Genomic DNA, 15,459 nt, shown 5'->3' with positions numbered 1-15,459 from the left:
TTGGTCAAAATTACGACTGATTAAACAGCTAGAATATCTATTGACTCTATCCTGTTATAATGAATTAATTAAAAACGCATGCCAAAACAATTTCGCTGGTCGGACGAGATCGAACCGCATAAAGCAAGAACGAAAGAGATTATTAAACAACACCCGGAGATCCGTACGCTGATTGGACGCAACCCGTACACGGCACTGGTGATCGTACTTTGTGTAGCATTGCAATTATCGCTTGCCTATTTCCTGCGGGATGTGTCGTGGTGGTGGATTTTTATTGCCGCATACCTGATTGGTGCTTTTGCTTGTCACACCTTATTTGTGTGTATTCATGAATGTTCGCATAATCTGATTTTTAAAAACAGAACGCTTAATACGATTTCCGGCATCGTCGCCAATTTACCACTCGTATTTCCAAGTTCTGTTTCATTTCAGAAATACCATTTAAAACACCATTCATATCAAGGTGTGGAAGCGCTTGACGCTGATATGCCATTCCGCTGGGAAGCACGCCTGATCGATAACCATGTAATCGGAAAAGCGCTGTGGTTGTTGTTCTATCCGGTGTTTCAACTGTTGCGCCCGCTACGTATGACCAAAGAAATTTCCATTTTCGACGGATGGACGCTGGTGAACTGGATTGTACAGTTTAGCTTCCTCGCTGCAGTAATTTATTTCGGCGGAGCCAAACCAACTATATTCCTCGTAGCAAGTTTCTTTTTCTCCATCGGTCTGCACCCGCTCGGTGCCCGCTGGATTCAGGAACACTTCCTTACGCACGGCGAACAAGAAACAAAGAGTTATTACGGTCCGTTAAATTCCGTAAACCTCAACGTTGGTTTTCACAATGAACACCACGATTTTCCATCCGTACCATGGAATAAATTACCGAAGATTAAAAAAATGGCCGGCGCTTATTACGATCATCTCGGCCACCACACGTCTTATACAATACTATTGTTCCAGTTTCTATTTGATAGAAAGATTTCGATTTACTCGCGTACCGCAAGATCGAAACGGGGGAAATAAGCCTCCTCTAGCTCCTTCGAAGGAGGAGGAACTCAAACGGTCGGACGACTCCAAGTCGTCTGACCGTTTGAGTCTAGTGATATCGCTTTTGTGCTTATAACAGGTTTGGTCAACGGCGCGAGCATTAAACGCGAAATCAGATCACCACTTCGCCCCTATGGGCCTCATCGTGATGACCGTGTTTTTGTAAGTCCATTTCATTAAAAGAAAACGGTCAAACGAATGAAATCGTCTGACCGTTTTTAATTTCAAGACATTGTCGAATTGTCAAATTGACAAATGAGACTACCAGCGATCATCCTTACGCTTGTTGTTGCCTGAATTATTGCCGTTGTTATTCGATCTATTGTTGCTATTGGGTCTGTTGCCGTTGCTTGATCGGTTGCCGCTGTTCGGTCTGTTCCCGTTATGTGGTCTGTTGCCATTATTTGGTCTTGATCTGTTACCAACAATTGCATCAGGTCGCACAACCACATCTTTATTTTTCGGCAGATTGATTCTCACCGTGTTTGTACTTGCTGCAGGAAATGGATGATTATCGACCACCGGGATCGGGAAACCAATCAGCTTTTGAATGCCTTTCAGATCGCTCATTTCCTCATCGTCACAAAAGGAAAGCGCCATACCAGATGCACCCGCGCGGCCTGTACGACCAATACGATGCACATAAGTTTCCGGTACTTCCGGCAGTTCATAGTTAATTACCTGCGGCAATTCATCGATATCAATACCACGCGCTGCAATATCAGTTGCAACCAACACACGGATATCACCACTCTTAAAATTGTTCAACGCACGCTGACGCGCATTTTGTGATTTATTACCGTGAATTGCTTCCGCGTAAATACCAGATTTCGTCAGTTCTTTCGCCACTCTATCTGCGCCATGTTTGGTACGTGTAAATACCAATGCACGTTCGCGCACGACATTTCTCAGAATGAAATCCAGTAGCTTGCGCTTGTCTTTTTTATCAACGAAATAAATAGATTGCTGAATCGTTTCTGCAGTAGAAGAAACTGGCGTCACTTTTACTTCGGACGGATTTACCAGAATAGCATTTGCCAGTTTCTGAATTTCCGGCGGCATTGTAGCCGAGAAGAAAAGTGTTTGTCTTTTAGGCGGCAGTTTCGCGATTACTTTTTTCACATCATGAATGAAGCCCATGTCGAGCATACGATCTGCTTCATCCAATACGAAATGTGTGATATCGCTCAGACTGATGTAACGCTGATTCATCAGATCGAGCAAACGACCTGGTGTTGCAATCAGAATATCTACACCTGCTTTCAAAGCCTTTACCTGATTGCCTTGCGGCACACCACCGAAGATCACAAGATGATTCAGCTTCAGATTTTTACCATACGCGGTAAAGCTATCACCGATCTGAATGGCGAGTTCTCTCGTTGGCGTCAAGATGAGCGCCTTTACTTTCTTTGGACCCTGCGTTTTTTCTTCGCTTAATAATTGTAAAACCGGTATGGCAAAAGCCGCTGTTTTTCCGGTTCCTGTCTGCGCACAACCGAGCAGATCTTTTCGTTGCAGTATTACTGGAATGGACTGTTGTTGTATAGGGGTCGGCTGCACGTATCCTTCAGCCTTCAGCGCGTCTGCTATCGGGCTGATGAGATTTAATTCCTCAAACGTCATTATTGTATTTCAAGTATTGCGCCATCCTGTAACAAAACAGCACAGCGCCTGTTTAAAAATCAGAGTAAGATATGCCTACTCAATAAAACTAAAGCATGCCCGAGAGCATGCTTTAGGAATGTTCAAATTATATAACTTAATTAGATAACTCGCACATTAACGGCATTCAAGCCTTTTTTGCCATTTTGTACTTCATAGCTTACGCGGTCGTTTTCACGAATTTCGTCTTTCAGACCTGAAACGTGTACGAAAATGTCTTGACCACCATCTGCTGGTTTAATAAAACCGAAACCTTTGGTTTCATTGAAGAATTTAACTGTTCCTTCTTGCATTGTAAAAAATTAAAAACCGAAGGTAAGTGTTTTTATTATTAAAAACATTACCGAAATGTTATTCTTTAAATTTTAATAAGATATATTTTTTACCACTTTGCAGGCTAGTACATTACAAATCAATCATTTGAGCTAAAAATCGACCACACTGGAATCCAAAATACGTTTCCAATCTGGATGACGTTTTAAGTAAGCTCTAACAAATGGACACACCGGAATCAGTTTTAAGCCCCCTTTTTCGATATGTTCCAGCACTTTCTCGATTAATGCGGAAGCAACTCCCTTCCCTTCCATAGACTCGGGCACTTCTGTATGCACCAGCGTAATACGTGGCTTATCAAGCTCATAAATCAAAAAGGCAAACTCGTTGCCGACATGCATTTCAAAACGGTGATGCGCTTTATTGTCGACCAAAGGCAGGTCTTTGTATGCGTCGTTCATAAGTTGAGTGTTTCTTTAAAATTAGCTATTTATCGCTGATATCTGATTTCAGATCGCTGATTCCGTGTCAATGCGAGCAACTAGAAATTTTCTCACGGCGGCACTACGCTATACTCAAAAACACAAAAATCACACTGATAAAAAATCCCGCAGCGACTTTGTGCCGTTGCGAGATTTAATTGCGTTATTGTGCTGATCGCTTCATGCTTCGCGAGGACGCGAGCAACCAAAACAGGTAACGTGGGAAACTGGCGACTGACTACTCACAAATCAGACATCAGCGATCATTACTTCAGCGATCCATACTTACCGCTTTGGAATTCTTTAATGGCCTCAAAAATCTCTTCCTGTGTATTCATCACAAACGGTCCGTAACTGGCTATTGGCTCGTTGATTGGTTCACCGGCCAAAAGCAGGACTACGCTATCTGTTGTTGCTTTAATTTCAATTTCCTCGCCTTCATTTTTAAACAGCACGAAACTGTATTCTGGTGCATTCGTACCATTCACTTCCACGTTACCGCTTATCACCAGCAACGCGGCATTTTGAGCCGCCGGAATTGAAGTGCTTGCAACGCCATTTTCATTCAGTTTGATATCAAACAAACTCACGGGCGTATATGTTTCCGCAGGACCTGCTGTACCGTTGAAATTTCCCGCAATTACATTCACGATACCGGCATTATCAGGCAATGTCACTTTACCCATATCACCGGCTGTGATGGATTGATAATGTGGCGCTGTCAGTTTATCTTTTTTCGGAAGATTTACCCACAACTGCACCATTTCAAACGGACCACCCTTGCGTGAAAACTCCTGCTCATGGTATTCTTTGTGCAAAATACCGGCTCCTGCAGTCATCCACTGCACATCCCCCGGGTTGATCACGCCACTGTTACCTGCGCTATCGTGGTGTGCTACACTGCCTTTGTAGGCGATCGTTACTGTTTCAAAACCTTTATGCGGATGCACATCTACGCCTCTCAGTTTTTCGGACGGACCGAAGTCATAAGAAGGATTAAAATCCAGCATTAAAAACGGACTGATTCTGCGTTGCAGATTCAAGCCACCCGGAATGTAATTATATACTCTGAAGCCGTCTCCCACCATTCCGTATTGAGCGGGACGGGCAAATATGTTATCGATTACTTTTTTCATGATCGTTTTTCTTTTTGTTGTTTAAACTGCATCGCCCCCGTTAAGCTACGGTTGCGACGCTCCGTTCATCGTTCTGTTCTCTATTCTATGATGGTTATATTGCATTGTGCGTTTGCAAAAGCATTATCAGTAAACGAATAATTATTATTCGCTGCGTTGTGTCTGATAATCGCTGCTTCAATTTCTGTTTCCAGCGAATCCAGATTTACGCTATCCACAATCAGCATATCATTGTGCTGAATGCTGAAGATCCGGCGCATTTTGCGGGTTTCATTTTCATCAATATCTGCAGCCAATACAACCAAGTCAAAACTGTGATGGTGATATTTTTCAATCGCATCTTCATCGCCCGAAGCGCCTGTTGCCATCCAGTCTGTGTGGTTATTGATCTGTTGCATCATCACCGGAAGTACGTTTTGATCTTTGCTTACTACCAGTATTTCTGTTGTGTTCATATTGCCTCCTTTAAAAGACAATACAAATTTACAACGTCACAATACCGACCCCCAATAAGATAGATTAAGAGAAAAACTTAAGATAGATTAAGAGGTGAATGGTGAATGGTCAAACGGTTAAAGCATTAAAGGGTTAAAATGGGCTTTGCATCTCCGCTCATTATACATCTTTGCGGGAAACCTAAATAATAAAAGCCGTAAAGCCACTAATGACCTTACGACTTATAGATGTACTCGTTTTGAGACGCCCCTTTAGGGGATGGGGGTATGACTCACTTCCACCAGAATATTGCCTGGCGCGTGAAGATAAAAGCCGTATGAACCGTGCATATTTCTCGGCGTATGTTCGGCGACTTCGCCACCGGCAATCAGCTCCTGATATTTCTGATCTACCAACGCTGCAGATTCTACGAAAAAGCCTACATGAAACGCATCCGGAAAACGATTGTTACCCAGGCGATTGAAGGCGTTAGTCGAGATAACCATACAGAAGCCATCGGCACCGTAAAGCACCGCCAACGCATTATCGCCTTTTATTTCGGCGCATTTAAAATGAAAGTATTGTTCAAAAAACTGTACCGTTTCTTTTACATCGGTCACAGTGAGATTAATGTGATTTAGCTTCATCTTTTTTTACTTTAAAAAAGAATGATTGTTCTTTTATTTTTTAAAAAATTTTAAGGTTTCAACGCAATTAGTACCTGAGCCAATGCTTCTTTCACCTTTTCTTCCGTCAGGGCAAATTTCTTTCCCGACATGCTTCGTTTTTGCTGGTTGAATTTCAGCAACTGGTAAAGCGGCGCATACGCTATTGCCCAGTACACTTCTTCTGTCAGCGGTTTCAATTGTTTTTTCTCAATGGCGTTCGCACAAAATTTTCGCTGTATCAGCGCAAATTTCTGTCCCTGTTGCCCCATCGCTTTTTCGAATAACGGCGAGTAGCGGAGCTGTTCAATGAAATGGATTTCGACCGGATGTTTGATATAATATTCCAGCCTGTTTTTCCATTGAATCCGGAGCCCTTCTGCAAAGTCAAGATCCTCATGAAAATTCCGCAACATTTGCTCCTCCATTTTCGCGATTACCCCTGCATACACCTGCACCAACAGATCTTCCCGGTTCTTAAAGTTTAGATAAATGGTGTTGACTGATACGTTGGCCGCTTTTGCGAGCTTATGCATACTGAGGCCGTCAAAACCATGTTTTACAACCAGTTCCATCGTCTTCTTACGAATGAGCTGTTCTTTCTGTGTGTCTTTTACGCGCATTAATGGCAGCAAAGATAAAAGAACGATTGTTCTCTTAAAAATTAAATATTTGTCACCAGTGAGTAAGTCTTCTCCAACTCTCTGCAAAAAAATATTCAACGCGAATTGATTTCCCGCAAAGACGCATAAAGAGCGTCAACTGTCCACTGAAATAAACTTTTTCATCACCCGGCAGTCTAAGAGGCAGTTTTAAATCACAACTATGGGCTTCTGCCCATTCTTTTTTGTAAGTTCTAGAAAACAATGGCCGGAATATTCTTATTCCGGCATTTCCTTTTTTATACTGCTATAAACGGAAAACGGGACGCACTGGCGCCCCGGTTCTCATGGTTTTGGTGAAGGTAAAAATACTAGACGGTTACTGCTTCGGTGTGTGTGGCTGCGTTCTCGCGAACAGCTTGTGCGATTTTCCCGAAATCTAAATTTTTCATCTGCGGTCCAAGCCCAATCGCTTTTACTGCAGCTTCATGGTGCATTTCGTCCAGGGTTTGCCCGTCCGGGTTATTGTTGTTTAAAATGCTGGTATATTCTCCTGCAACGGTTGGTATTCCTAACATAGAGTCATATGCAATGGTATGCTGGTAGCCCATTTGTACAATAAAGCGGGCAACGTTTGTAAAGTAATTTTCGTACTGCGCCATTCCAGTGGAAAGATTGAGCTGGCCAAGGATATACTGAACGCCTATGCTGTATTTAAAATCCGTAGTGAAATCAAAACTTCCCGTGATTGGCGTCCACGGCTGTGCCTGCTGATAATCATTATTAGTTACTACAGGCAAAACGGACCCCATCGTTACATTGTAACTTCTCAAAATAGCACCTGTAGCGAGTATACCCAAAGTTACATCTTGTGGCGTACCACCTTTTACAGGGGTAATATAACTGTCGTACAATGTAGGCACAGTTGATAATGAGGTTTGCATCCAACCCTGTGGTACAACATCGAGTGTATTATATCGGCTTGTATAGCTAACAATAGTTGGTAAATAAGTGGCGAAGTCTGCGTTACCCGGTGTTGGGCCTGCAGTTGGCCATGCCGATATTGTAGTTACTTTTTTAGAAGTATTCCAGTTCAAACTGCTATCCGACTGGATATTCGACAAATACAGTGCCATAGCCGGAGACAATGCGCCACCCAGGCTATGCCCGCATACAGCCAGTTCGAGACCGGTTCCGGTACCAGATTCAGCCAGCAGATTACTCAAAGCAGTGATCAAGGTATACCCATTGCTATCCTGCATACTCAGCAATTTCTCCAACCCGTCGTTAGTGCCGGCGGAAATAGATGCCCCGGAAGGAACTGAAACATTGTTGCCCACAACAGATTGCCAGCTGACGGTTGTAGCGCCATTAAAATCCTCAGTAAGCCAGCCGTAAGAAGAATCTATATTGGTGCCTGCAATAGCTACGATAATCAGATTATTCAGAGGACTATACACCATCATCATGGCATTATCAACCACCACCGAATTTGCATCAGGTGTATTAGAAAACACAATTGGTCCCCAAGCCAGCGTCCAGTCAGAACCGACGCAGTTTGTGATCGTTGTATCGTTCATGCAAAGCCCTACAATCTTAGCAACGTATGCCTGTAATGCAGACTCACTGTTGTAAGCCTTTATACCATATCCAGCATTGACAAATTTGGAGAAACTGTGGATGATCTGTTCTTTCGGGTACGGAATAGATTCCTTAAACGGCGCAATCGGCGTTTGTGTGGATGTACTGGTGCTCATAACCCCTGTTTTAATGGTGAAACTGTGAATCGGTAGGGCAAAACAAAGACAATCCGCCCATCTATAATCAGGTAATTTTACCTGATTTTACCGCCTAAACGATTTTTTGCCGGTTCGGGCCACCATCGTTATTTTTACGTAAACAACTTTACCACTAAAACAATTCCATAATGAAGAGATTCTTATTCATCATTGCACTGTTTGCATGTACTGCGATAGCGCATGCCCAAACAATGGAATGGCCTGCACTTAAAACCTTTCACGGTGTGATTTCACAGACCTATCATCCAAGCGAAGAAGGTAACCTTGCTCCGGCAAAACAAAGATCCAAAGAGATTTACGATGACGCCAAACAACTGGCTACGTCCAGCGTTCCAGCGGCTTATCAATCGCCCAAAATGAAAGAAGCACTGAGTAATCTTGAAAAAGAGGCAGCAAAATTCAATGACATGGTAACTAAAATGCGTCCTGATCCGGAAATCAAAAAACAACTTTCTGTAGTACATGATGCATTTCACGAAGTTGCCGGACTTTGTAAAGAAGAAAAACACTAACTGATATGGAAAAAGAATACTGGTATCTGGTGATTGGCCTGCTGGTGGCCGCTTTGGTAGCGCAATCTGTACGATTGTTCCTCACTGCGAAAAGAATCAACAAACAAACCAAATTATTGCCACCGCCGTTTCAATCGATCTAAAAGGATTTTTCTCGCAACGACACCAGGCCACGGTGGTGTTTTATAAACATCTTTCAGGGAAATAATTCAGAACAGAATTTTACAATACAACGCTTTGTGTCGTAGCGAGCGCCGTGAGAAAGATTTTTCTCGCGGCGTCACTTTTAATCAGACTTCCGTTTATCTTTTTTCTTTAACTCATAACACCATGCCGAACGAAAACGAAGACCTCACGATTTACATTGTGGTAGTTAACCACGAAGAACAATATTCTATCTGGCCAGCCGATCGTGAGTTGCCACCAGGCTGGAAAGCTGAAGGCTTTAAGGGTCTCAAAGCAGAATGCCTTAATCACATCAAAGAAGTATGGACTGATATGCGTCCACTGTCGTTGCGAAAAGCAATGGGCGATAGTTAAGTGCACAGTGAACAATTGACAGTTGTCCACTTTTTTTACACTGATTTTATTTACACGAAATCAGATTGCCACGTCGTCCTCACAGCGTTGCTGTTTGAGAACTCCTCGCAATGACCCGTGTGGGGCACATTAAACACATTGATCACATTTCACATATTCCATTACCGCATTACTTCCCAATCTTAAACTGCGCCGTCAAATAAAAACTACGTGCATCAGACGGAATAATACCGGGACCAGGATAACTATCAGCACGACGTGTGAAATACATTTGATTCATGAAGTTGTTGATCGTTCCTGATACCGAGAAATTTTTATTGATGATGTATTCCGCAGAAAGATCCATGATTGTGTAAGAAGGAATCAGACCGTTAATTGCATTGCTGGTGTAAACGGCATTCGTGGCATCGGTGTACTGATCGCTGGTGTAAGAGAACTGATAAGATACACGCAGTTTACCCGTTTTTACAGCTACACCGGTTTTGAAAATTACGTCTGGCGCCAATTCCACTTTTTTACCTTCTACCGCAGGGTCTTTGCTATTAATGTAACGCGCATTAATCAGCGAAAGATTCGAAAACACCGTCACACTCATTTTTGCACCACTACCTTTTATGAGTCGCCATACATCCGCTTCTACAAAGGATTCCATACCCAGGTGGCGCGACTGGGAAACGTTTGTTCTGTAATTATAAATATTGTAGCTGGCCGAATCTACACGCAGTATCGTACCAATTTTATTATCATAATTAATAAGAAACAAATTCACATCATAACTCAAGATGTCTTTGATACGACCACGTACGCCAAGGTCTGCGGAATAACCTTTTTCATCTTTCAGATTCGGATCTACCTGTAGATTTGGATTCACCACGCGCATATCGCTGAAGTTGATCGCCCGGTAGTTTTGAGAAAAGTTAGCATAGAACTGTACGTGTTCCTGCGCATTGTAATTCACACCGAGACCGCCCAGAATAAATGCCCTTGAGTTTTTACGATAGTCATCGTTACGTTGACTGTAAATGATATTGCCAGCAAGGTCTTTGTTCACTGTATTATAAAATCCATCTGCCTCAGTGATGATTTTTTCAAAACGTACACCTGGCACAATGCTCCATTTTGGCGATACACGGAAGATATTTTCTGCGAAGAAAGAAAGATTATGATTCGGGAACGTGTATTTAGAATACTCCAGCGAATCCGGATTATTAAACTGAAAATCAGATTTAGCACCGCCTGAACCATCATTACCCAAACCTTGTTCACGCTGCGTATGACCTTCATAGTAACGCATACCAACGAGCAATGTCGATGGATTTTTACCGAGGTTATAGCTATACAACAAACGGCTTTCATTACCCCAGTTGCGATAGTTGTCTGTCCACAAATCACGGTCACCACCGGGATCTGCACGATTAATATAAGTAAGAATACCAAGCGCAGAGCGGCTCGCAGCCAATCCGAAGAAACGAGAGTTGAATTTAAGATGATCGGAAATTTTATAATCAAGCACTGCAGCAGCAAGATTCCATTTCACTTTAAACCAGTTGCGTTCACGAATAGATTGACCTGGATCTTCTGCAAACATTTTATCAGTAAGGCCACCAGGTTGATGCGCCAGATAATCCATGTAGGTGTAATTCAGCGTTACGGTCATTTTTTTGTTTACCTGATAAGCCGCACCCGCATAAGCCGTATTCACATCAAACTCTGAATTAGGGCGCCAGCCATCACCTGATTTATGCTGATAGTACGCGTAATAATTCAGCTTTTTATAAGTACCGCCAATGCTGTTGAATGTATTAAAAAAGCCCCATGAACCACCAGTGGCACGGGTTGTAAATTCAAACTGTTTATCTTCCGGACCCTGATTGATTTTAAAATTTACCAAGCCGCCAAACTGCGTGCCGTATTGCAATGAGGCAGCACCGCGTACAATCTCAATTCTATCTACCGCTTCTGTTGCCGGCGAATAGTAGCTTTCCGGATAGCCCAGTGCATCCGCACTCATATCATAGCCATTTTGGCGTGTATTAAAATTCGTCACACGATTAGGATTCAAACCACGACCGCCAATACCCAATTGGATTCCCGCACCGTCATTTTCCCAAATATTCAAACCTGCAACTTTCGCATAAATCTGACGACTGTTATTGGTTGCTTTGTTGGCGGTGACATCGCTAAGCACTACTACTTCGCTTTTCTTACCAGCATAAATCGCAGTCCCTTCCACATCTTTCAGACGGGTAAAACCAGTAGAACCATCTTTGCCAGCCTTCACTTCAACTGTCTTCAACTGACGCGCATCAGCATTCAGCTGAATGTCTAATACGAGATCATTTGCGACATCTATTTCTTTTTTCTCTTCGTGAAAACCTACAGCAGTAAACGTTATCGTATAATGTCCGGTTTTTACACTGGTCAATGTATAACGACCATTTTCATCACTGGTTATATGATGGGATGAATGAGGGATAATGACAGTCACAGCTGGAATTGCTGCGCCGTCTTTGGCATTCGTTATTTTACCGGTTACAGAAAAAGCATTTGCATTTGCACCACACAAAAGCACTATCATCAAAGTAAATGCAGTATAAAGAAGTTTCATTTTTCTATTTTTTCGTTTGAAATGGAAGTATCCATTTCTTGCTTTGAAAGCTTTCGTATTCCTTCGCGAGGTCTACGGTACTGTCAATAAATAATCTGCTGCCGCTTCCATTAAGCGTTACATAACTTTCTACAGTGACGACCGGGTCTTTAATACCTTTCTTTTTATAGGTTTCCGAAAGAAAGTGCGCGTATTGTAAAATCATATCCGGCTGTGTTTCCATCATCTGCTGCTGCATCGGCGTGAGATAACGGGCATTGTCAATCTCAGACCTGCCGCCGGTTGCCGGGTCTTTTACGTAGAAAAAAGCAGTACCACCTTTCTCCATCAGCATCACCCGCCAGGAGAAACGATAGCCTTCTTCCGTCCACAATAAAGTGCCTGGATATAAGAGATAGCGAAACGGAAGTATCAGCTGGAAAAAGAAATAAACCACCAGCATGCAGCACATCGCATTTTGCACAGCGGGCCTCAAATGCCATGCCACAACGGGTTCTGCAGCATTCTTCTTTCCGAAGGTGTTTCGTACACGATTGATTAGCTGCTGATGAAATTCCGATGAAAAGAAAACCATCGTCACACAGATCATGATGTATGGAAACATACCAATCTTGAAAAACCATGCAGTGAATACATGAAATACCAACACAAAAATGTAAGCGTACTTCGTAGTGCTTTTCTTCAGCAGAAAAATCCAGATCACGAGATCAAAGATCGCACCAAACCAGCTAAACGCATAAGCTACCCAAGACTGAGTCAACAAACCACCAATCACTGGTATCTGCGAATGCGCAGGCAACCAAATGCGTAACGGCATTGCCTGTATCATCCATTCGTAAGTGAGTTTGGAAACACCCGCGAAGAAATAAACGATACAAAGCTGCGTTTTGAAAACGTTGATCGTCCAGCCGGAAACATGCGTTACTTTCAGAGAAGGCTTGCGCAGCACGTCCAGTGAAAAATAACGATTGGCCGGAACGAGGAATAACAGAAACGCAAAAATGCTGACAAAGTAATAGTGGTTGAGGTAATAAGTCTTGTCGAGCAATTCAACATAACAGAAACAGAGAAAATAAATACCAACGGCCAGACGGTAAAACAATCCCGTCATGATGCAAAAGCAAGCGATCGCCATCAAAGCAAAAATGCTGTACATACCGGCGGCCCCCATTGGTCTGATCCATTCCACAAAAGAGAAAAAATATTTGGGCGCGATATAAAAATCATGCACCCATCCTTTCAGCACAAAACGGATAGTGCTGATAAGCATTATTGCCCCAAATGCTATACGAAGTACAGCAAGTGGAGCAATAGGTTGATCTTCTGTGAATGAAGTAAAAAGCCTGTTGGTAAAATTGCGCAACATTATTAGTCGCCGTCGTTATCGTTATAAGTAATCATTACACCCAACGCCGAAGGCATATCTGTCTTCAACAATACGAGTAATTTCTGTACTTGTGTATAAGCGGTTCCTGCATTAGCACTGGTTACGTTTGCAGAAAACGGATCAGATACAGCTTGCAGCGCACCGATTGTTGCATCAAACTGTGCTTTGATTGCATCGTTCAATGTACCACCGTTATACTGCGCATTGATTGCTACCAGATAATCATCGAGGCCCACACCATCTCCCGCGGAGCTTTTACCAAGATATATATTCTGAATCGCCTGAACCTGCGCTACCATCAGCGAAGCAGAAATACCATTGTAGTAAGCTTCTGTTTTTTCAGGAAATAACTGACCCATACTTTGCTTACCCATCGGAATACCCATTTTCGCATTTTTCAGCACGTCCATGTCGAAATCCATTTTATTGATCATCTGACCAAGCGAGCTACCCACATCTGTACCCGATGCGTTTACAAAAGCGGTGATAGCTGCTGCACTGCTCCAGCTTGCGGACACTGCACTTACCATTGATTTCAGATCAGCGGAAACATCAGCGAGGTATTTTTTTCTGTTGGTCGCATTGGCATCGGTCGTATAAGCTGCAAGGATATCAGCGCTTGTAGTGCCCGCACCGAGCAACAGATAATCGAGCGCAGGAAAACCTTTTGCAGACAGATTAGAAACCGCAGACAGGCTGTAACTGCCCGCAGCAATATTTTGATTGATCAATGTTACACTTGCCGGAAATGTATTCGCATTTACATTGAGCAAATCCTGATCTGCGAGACCCAGTTCCATTGGCTCACAAACTTCCCATTTCTGATATGCCGAAGTGAGTTTGCTTTGTAATGCCGCCAGCTTCGTACCGTCTGGCGCCTGATTGAAATCTGCGATGGCAGCATCAAGATCAGTCACAGCGGTATTCAGGTTTTGAAAACCCGGCGCAACGATATTATTTCCCCAATTCGTCAGCATTGCTTTTCTGTCGAAATCCGGCGTTGATGTTTTGTTATCGTCGCTTTTTTTATTGCAGGAAAAAATCGCAGTAGCAAGAGTCAGCGCGATTCCGGCAGTAATATATGAGGTGAAACGTTTCATACAAAAGTGTTTTTCTAAAATGGCAGAAAGCTGATGCCCCGGAAGGCAGCAGCTTTACTGTTCTGTGTTTTTAAGGACAATTAAAAAACATTAGATAATGTTCTTCACTGAGTCGAAGCCATAAATGCTGCTCAGCGTGTTGATGATGTTGTTAATATCAGCGGTAGAAATGTTGTAAAGATTTGTACCATAGTAGCCAAGTACCCGTGTGATCTGCGCATCAGAAATTTTCTTCTTCGGATTGTAACGCATAGACGCAACAAATGCCATTGATTCAGAAATGGTGCTCACCGCTTTAGTGAGATCAGAAGCCAGAATCAGTTTCACTGCATTCAACTCATGAATTGCTGAAGCAGCCTGCATTTTTTCGTAAGTTTCGCAGATAATTGTGATCTGAGCATCGCGAGTTGCCATGTCTTTGTTGCTGATCGCAGCGCGGCCAGTCAGGTACGCAGTCATCAGTGCATTGTTGCAATGGATGCCGCTGTCTACCTGAGAAGAATAGCTACCCCAGTATTTTACACCGGTTTTGTTTGTAGGAAAATCTACAGGAACCATCCACAGACCGAAAGCGAGATCCCAGTTGTGCTCCATTGCAGTGCCTTTACCGGCAACTACTGTATTATTATCTACGCCGCTGCCCATTGTAGCGTCGCTGAATGCATTATTCACGATCTGATAGGTGATCACCCCCATCAGCGTTTTAGAATAAAACTGGGCGTAGTTGATACCATTTGCAGAAAGGAGATATTTTTTAGTAGCGTCTGCAGCGCTTGCACCGACACCTGCAACGCCATTAGCCGCCGCTTGTGTAGAATTGCTTGCTACTTCCAGGCTATCCATATAAGCTTCCATATCAGTTTCTGCTTGTGCAGGAAACCATGATTTCAGGTTAACGGTAGCAGCATTGTTAGCAGCAGCAGTAAACGGACTGTTTACGTTTGCCAGCATATCTTTCAGTTTCTGAGCGCTTACTACAGTACCAGAGGTGGTACCAGTTTTCATAAGTGCCTCGATTTCAGCAGACATGCTAAAACGCGTCGTTTGGTCTGAAAAATCTACGTTAGAGAAATTATAGGTAGCTGGAATAGTGTAAGTTGGCGTTTTTGTGCCTTCACTGTTGTCTTTTTTACAAGAGGCAAAACCCGTAGCTAAAAGCGCTAATCCGGCGATGGTGAATAAATTCTTCTTCATTGTAGATGGTTTGT

Annotated in this window: 16 protein-coding genes; 4 read left to right on the top strand and 12 right to left on the bottom strand. The window is 43.0% G+C overall.

Annotated elements, in window-relative coordinates:
- Positions 1–78 precede the first annotated feature (78 nt).
- The gene (locus DN068_RS03040) at positions 79–1,026 is read left to right on the top strand and encodes a fatty acid desaturase (protein ID WP_110997407.1); all 948 of its coding nucleotides are present in this window, start codon (positions 79–81) and stop codon (positions 1,024–1,026) included.
- A gap of 285 nt (positions 1,027–1,311) precedes the next feature.
- On the opposite strand, the gene DN068_RS03035 is transcribed toward DN068_RS03040, so the two are convergent.
- The 8 genes from DN068_RS03035 to DN068_RS02995 form a co-directional block, all read right to left on the bottom strand.
- On the bottom strand, positions 1,312–2,673 hold the full coding sequence (locus tag DN068_RS03035) for a DEAD/DEAH box helicase (RefSeq protein WP_110997406.1): 1,362 nt from the start codon (positions 2,671–2,673) through the stop codon (positions 1,312–1,314).
- Between the two features lie 140 nt (positions 2,674–2,813).
- Positions 2,814–3,005, bottom strand: a complete 192-nt coding sequence (locus DN068_RS03030; protein WP_110997405.1) for a cold-shock protein — start codon at positions 3,003–3,005, stop codon at positions 2,814–2,816.
- 132 nt (positions 3,006–3,137) lie between these two features.
- The gene (locus tag DN068_RS03020) at positions 3,138–3,446 is read right to left on the bottom strand and encodes a GNAT family N-acetyltransferase (protein ID WP_110997403.1); all 309 of its coding nucleotides are present in this window, start codon (positions 3,444–3,446) and stop codon (positions 3,138–3,140) included.
- A 287-nt stretch (positions 3,447–3,733) separates the two neighbouring features.
- A complete protein-coding gene (locus tag DN068_RS03015; RefSeq protein ID WP_110997402.1) occupies positions 3,734–4,603 on the bottom strand; it encodes a pirin family protein in 870 nt (289 codons plus the stop codon).
- 80 nt (positions 4,604–4,683) lie between these two features.
- Positions 4,684–5,058 carry a hypothetical protein gene (locus DN068_RS03010; RefSeq protein WP_110997401.1) on the bottom strand — a complete coding sequence of 125 codons (375 nt, stop codon included), beginning with the start codon at positions 5,056–5,058 and terminating at the stop codon, positions 4,684–4,686.
- Between the two features lie 252 nt (positions 5,059–5,310).
- The gene (locus DN068_RS03005; protein WP_110997400.1) at positions 5,311–5,685 is read right to left on the bottom strand and encodes a VOC family protein; all 375 of its coding nucleotides are present in this window, start codon (positions 5,683–5,685) and stop codon (positions 5,311–5,313) included.
- A 50-nt stretch (positions 5,686–5,735) separates the two neighbouring features.
- Positions 5,736–6,326, bottom strand: coding sequence for a TetR/AcrR family transcriptional regulator (locus DN068_RS03000; protein WP_110997399.1), 591 nt, complete (start codon positions 6,324–6,326; stop codon positions 5,736–5,738).
- 350 nt (positions 6,327–6,676) lie between these two features.
- Positions 6,677–8,062, bottom strand: a complete 1,386-nt coding sequence (locus DN068_RS02995; protein WP_110997398.1) for a lipase family protein — start codon at positions 8,060–8,062, stop codon at positions 6,677–6,679.
- A 170-nt stretch (positions 8,063–8,232) separates the two neighbouring features.
- Here DN068_RS02995 and DN068_RS02990 point away from each other — a divergent pair, with 170 nt between their 5' ends.
- The 3 genes from DN068_RS02990 to DN068_RS02985 all read left to right on the top strand — a co-directional run bounded on the left by DN068_RS02990 (position 8,233) and on the right by DN068_RS02985 (position 9,156).
- Positions 8,233–8,616, top strand: a complete 384-nt coding sequence (locus DN068_RS02990; RefSeq protein ID WP_110997397.1) for a hypothetical protein — start codon at positions 8,233–8,235, stop codon at positions 8,614–8,616.
- A 5-nt stretch (positions 8,617–8,621) separates the two neighbouring features.
- Entirely contained in the window at positions 8,622–8,759 is a 138-nt protein-coding gene (locus tag DN068_RS22030) for a hypothetical protein (protein WP_165836264.1), read from the top strand.
- Between the two features lie 187 nt (positions 8,760–8,946).
- Positions 8,947–9,156: an MbtH family protein gene (locus DN068_RS02985; protein ID WP_110997396.1), complete on the top strand. Its 210-nt coding sequence runs from the start codon at positions 8,947–8,949 to the stop codon at positions 9,154–9,156.
- Positions 9,157–9,325: 169 nt separating this feature from the next.
- On the opposite strand, the gene DN068_RS02980 is transcribed toward DN068_RS02985, so the two are convergent.
- From DN068_RS02980 to DN068_RS02965, 4 genes are all read right to left on the bottom strand, one after another.
- Positions 9,326–11,764 carry a TonB-dependent receptor gene (locus DN068_RS02980; RefSeq protein WP_207798842.1) on the bottom strand — a complete coding sequence of 813 codons (2,439 nt, stop codon included), beginning with the start codon at positions 11,762–11,764 and terminating at the stop codon, positions 9,326–9,328.
- A 4-nt stretch (positions 11,765–11,768) separates the two neighbouring features.
- On the bottom strand, positions 11,769–13,130 hold the full coding sequence (locus DN068_RS02975) for an HTTM domain-containing protein (RefSeq protein ID WP_110997395.1): 1,362 nt from the start codon (positions 13,128–13,130) through the stop codon (positions 11,769–11,771).
- A 2-nt stretch (positions 13,131–13,132) separates the two neighbouring features.
- Positions 13,133–14,251 (bottom strand): imelysin family protein, encoded by a 1,119-nt coding sequence (locus DN068_RS02970; RefSeq protein WP_110997394.1) that lies wholly within the window; start codon positions 14,249–14,251, stop codon positions 13,133–13,135.
- A gap of 90 nt (positions 14,252–14,341) precedes the next feature.
- Positions 14,342–15,445: a DUF4856 domain-containing protein gene (locus DN068_RS02965; RefSeq protein WP_165836263.1), complete on the bottom strand. Its 1,104-nt coding sequence runs from the start codon at positions 15,443–15,445 to the stop codon at positions 14,342–14,344.
- Positions 15,446–15,459: the final 14 nt, after the last annotated feature.

This window comes from Taibaiella soli (assembly GCF_003236175.1).
Classification (GTDB): domain Bacteria; phylum Bacteroidota; class Bacteroidia; order Chitinophagales; family Chitinophagaceae; genus QKTW01.
The sequence above is the reverse complement of the archived record's forward strand: the minus strand, read 5'-3'. Positions and strand labels throughout refer to the sequence as shown.

Bases quoted from the DNA above. Each gene is read 5' to 3' on its own strand.
- DN068_RS03040 (WP_110997407.1), top strand. From the start codon at position 79: ATGCCAAAACAATTTCGCTGGTCGGACGAGATCGAACCGCATAAAGCA.
- DN068_RS03035 (WP_110997406.1), bottom strand. From the start codon at position 2,673: ATGACGTTTGAGGAATTAAATCTCATCAGCCCGATAGCAGACGCGCTG.
- DN068_RS03030 (WP_110997405.1), bottom strand. From the start codon at position 3,005: ATGCAAGAAGGAACAGTTAAATTCTTCAATGAAACCAAAGGTTTCGGT.
- DN068_RS03020 (WP_110997403.1), bottom strand. From the start codon at position 3,446: ATGAACGACGCATACAAAGACCTGCCTTTGGTCGACAATAAAGCGCAT.
- DN068_RS03015 (WP_110997402.1), bottom strand. From the start codon at position 4,603: ATGAAAAAAGTAATCGATAACATATTTGCCCGTCCCGCTCAATACGGA.
- DN068_RS03010 (WP_110997401.1), bottom strand. From the start codon at position 5,058: ATGAACACAACAGAAATACTGGTAGTAAGCAAAGATCAAAACGTACTT.
- DN068_RS03005 (WP_110997400.1), bottom strand. From the start codon at position 5,685: ATGAAGCTAAATCACATTAATCTCACTGTGACCGATGTAAAAGAAACG.
- DN068_RS03000 (WP_110997399.1), bottom strand. From the start codon at position 6,326: ATGCGCGTAAAAGACACACAGAAAGAACAGCTCATTCGTAAGAAGACG.
- DN068_RS02995 (WP_110997398.1), bottom strand. From the start codon at position 8,062: ATGAGCACCAGTACATCCACACAAACGCCGATTGCGCCGTTTAAGGAA.
- DN068_RS02990 (WP_110997397.1), top strand. From the start codon at position 8,233: ATGAAGAGATTCTTATTCATCATTGCACTGTTTGCATGTACTGCGATA.
- DN068_RS22030 (WP_165836264.1), top strand. From the start codon at position 8,622: ATGGAAAAAGAATACTGGTATCTGGTGATTGGCCTGCTGGTGGCCGCT.
- DN068_RS02985 (WP_110997396.1), top strand. From the start codon at position 8,947: ATGCCGAACGAAAACGAAGACCTCACGATTTACATTGTGGTAGTTAAC.
- DN068_RS02980 (WP_207798842.1), bottom strand. From the start codon at position 11,764: ATGAAACTTCTTTATACTGCATTTACTTTGATGATAGTGCTTTTGTGT.
- DN068_RS02975 (WP_110997395.1), bottom strand. From the start codon at position 13,130: ATGTTGCGCAATTTTACCAACAGGCTTTTTACTTCATTCACAGAAGAT.
- DN068_RS02970 (WP_110997394.1), bottom strand. From the start codon at position 14,251: ATGAAACGTTTCACCTCATATATTACTGCCGGAATCGCGCTGACTCTT.
- DN068_RS02965 (WP_165836263.1), bottom strand. From the start codon at position 15,445: ATGAAGAAGAATTTATTCACCATCGCCGGATTAGCGCTTTTAGCTACG.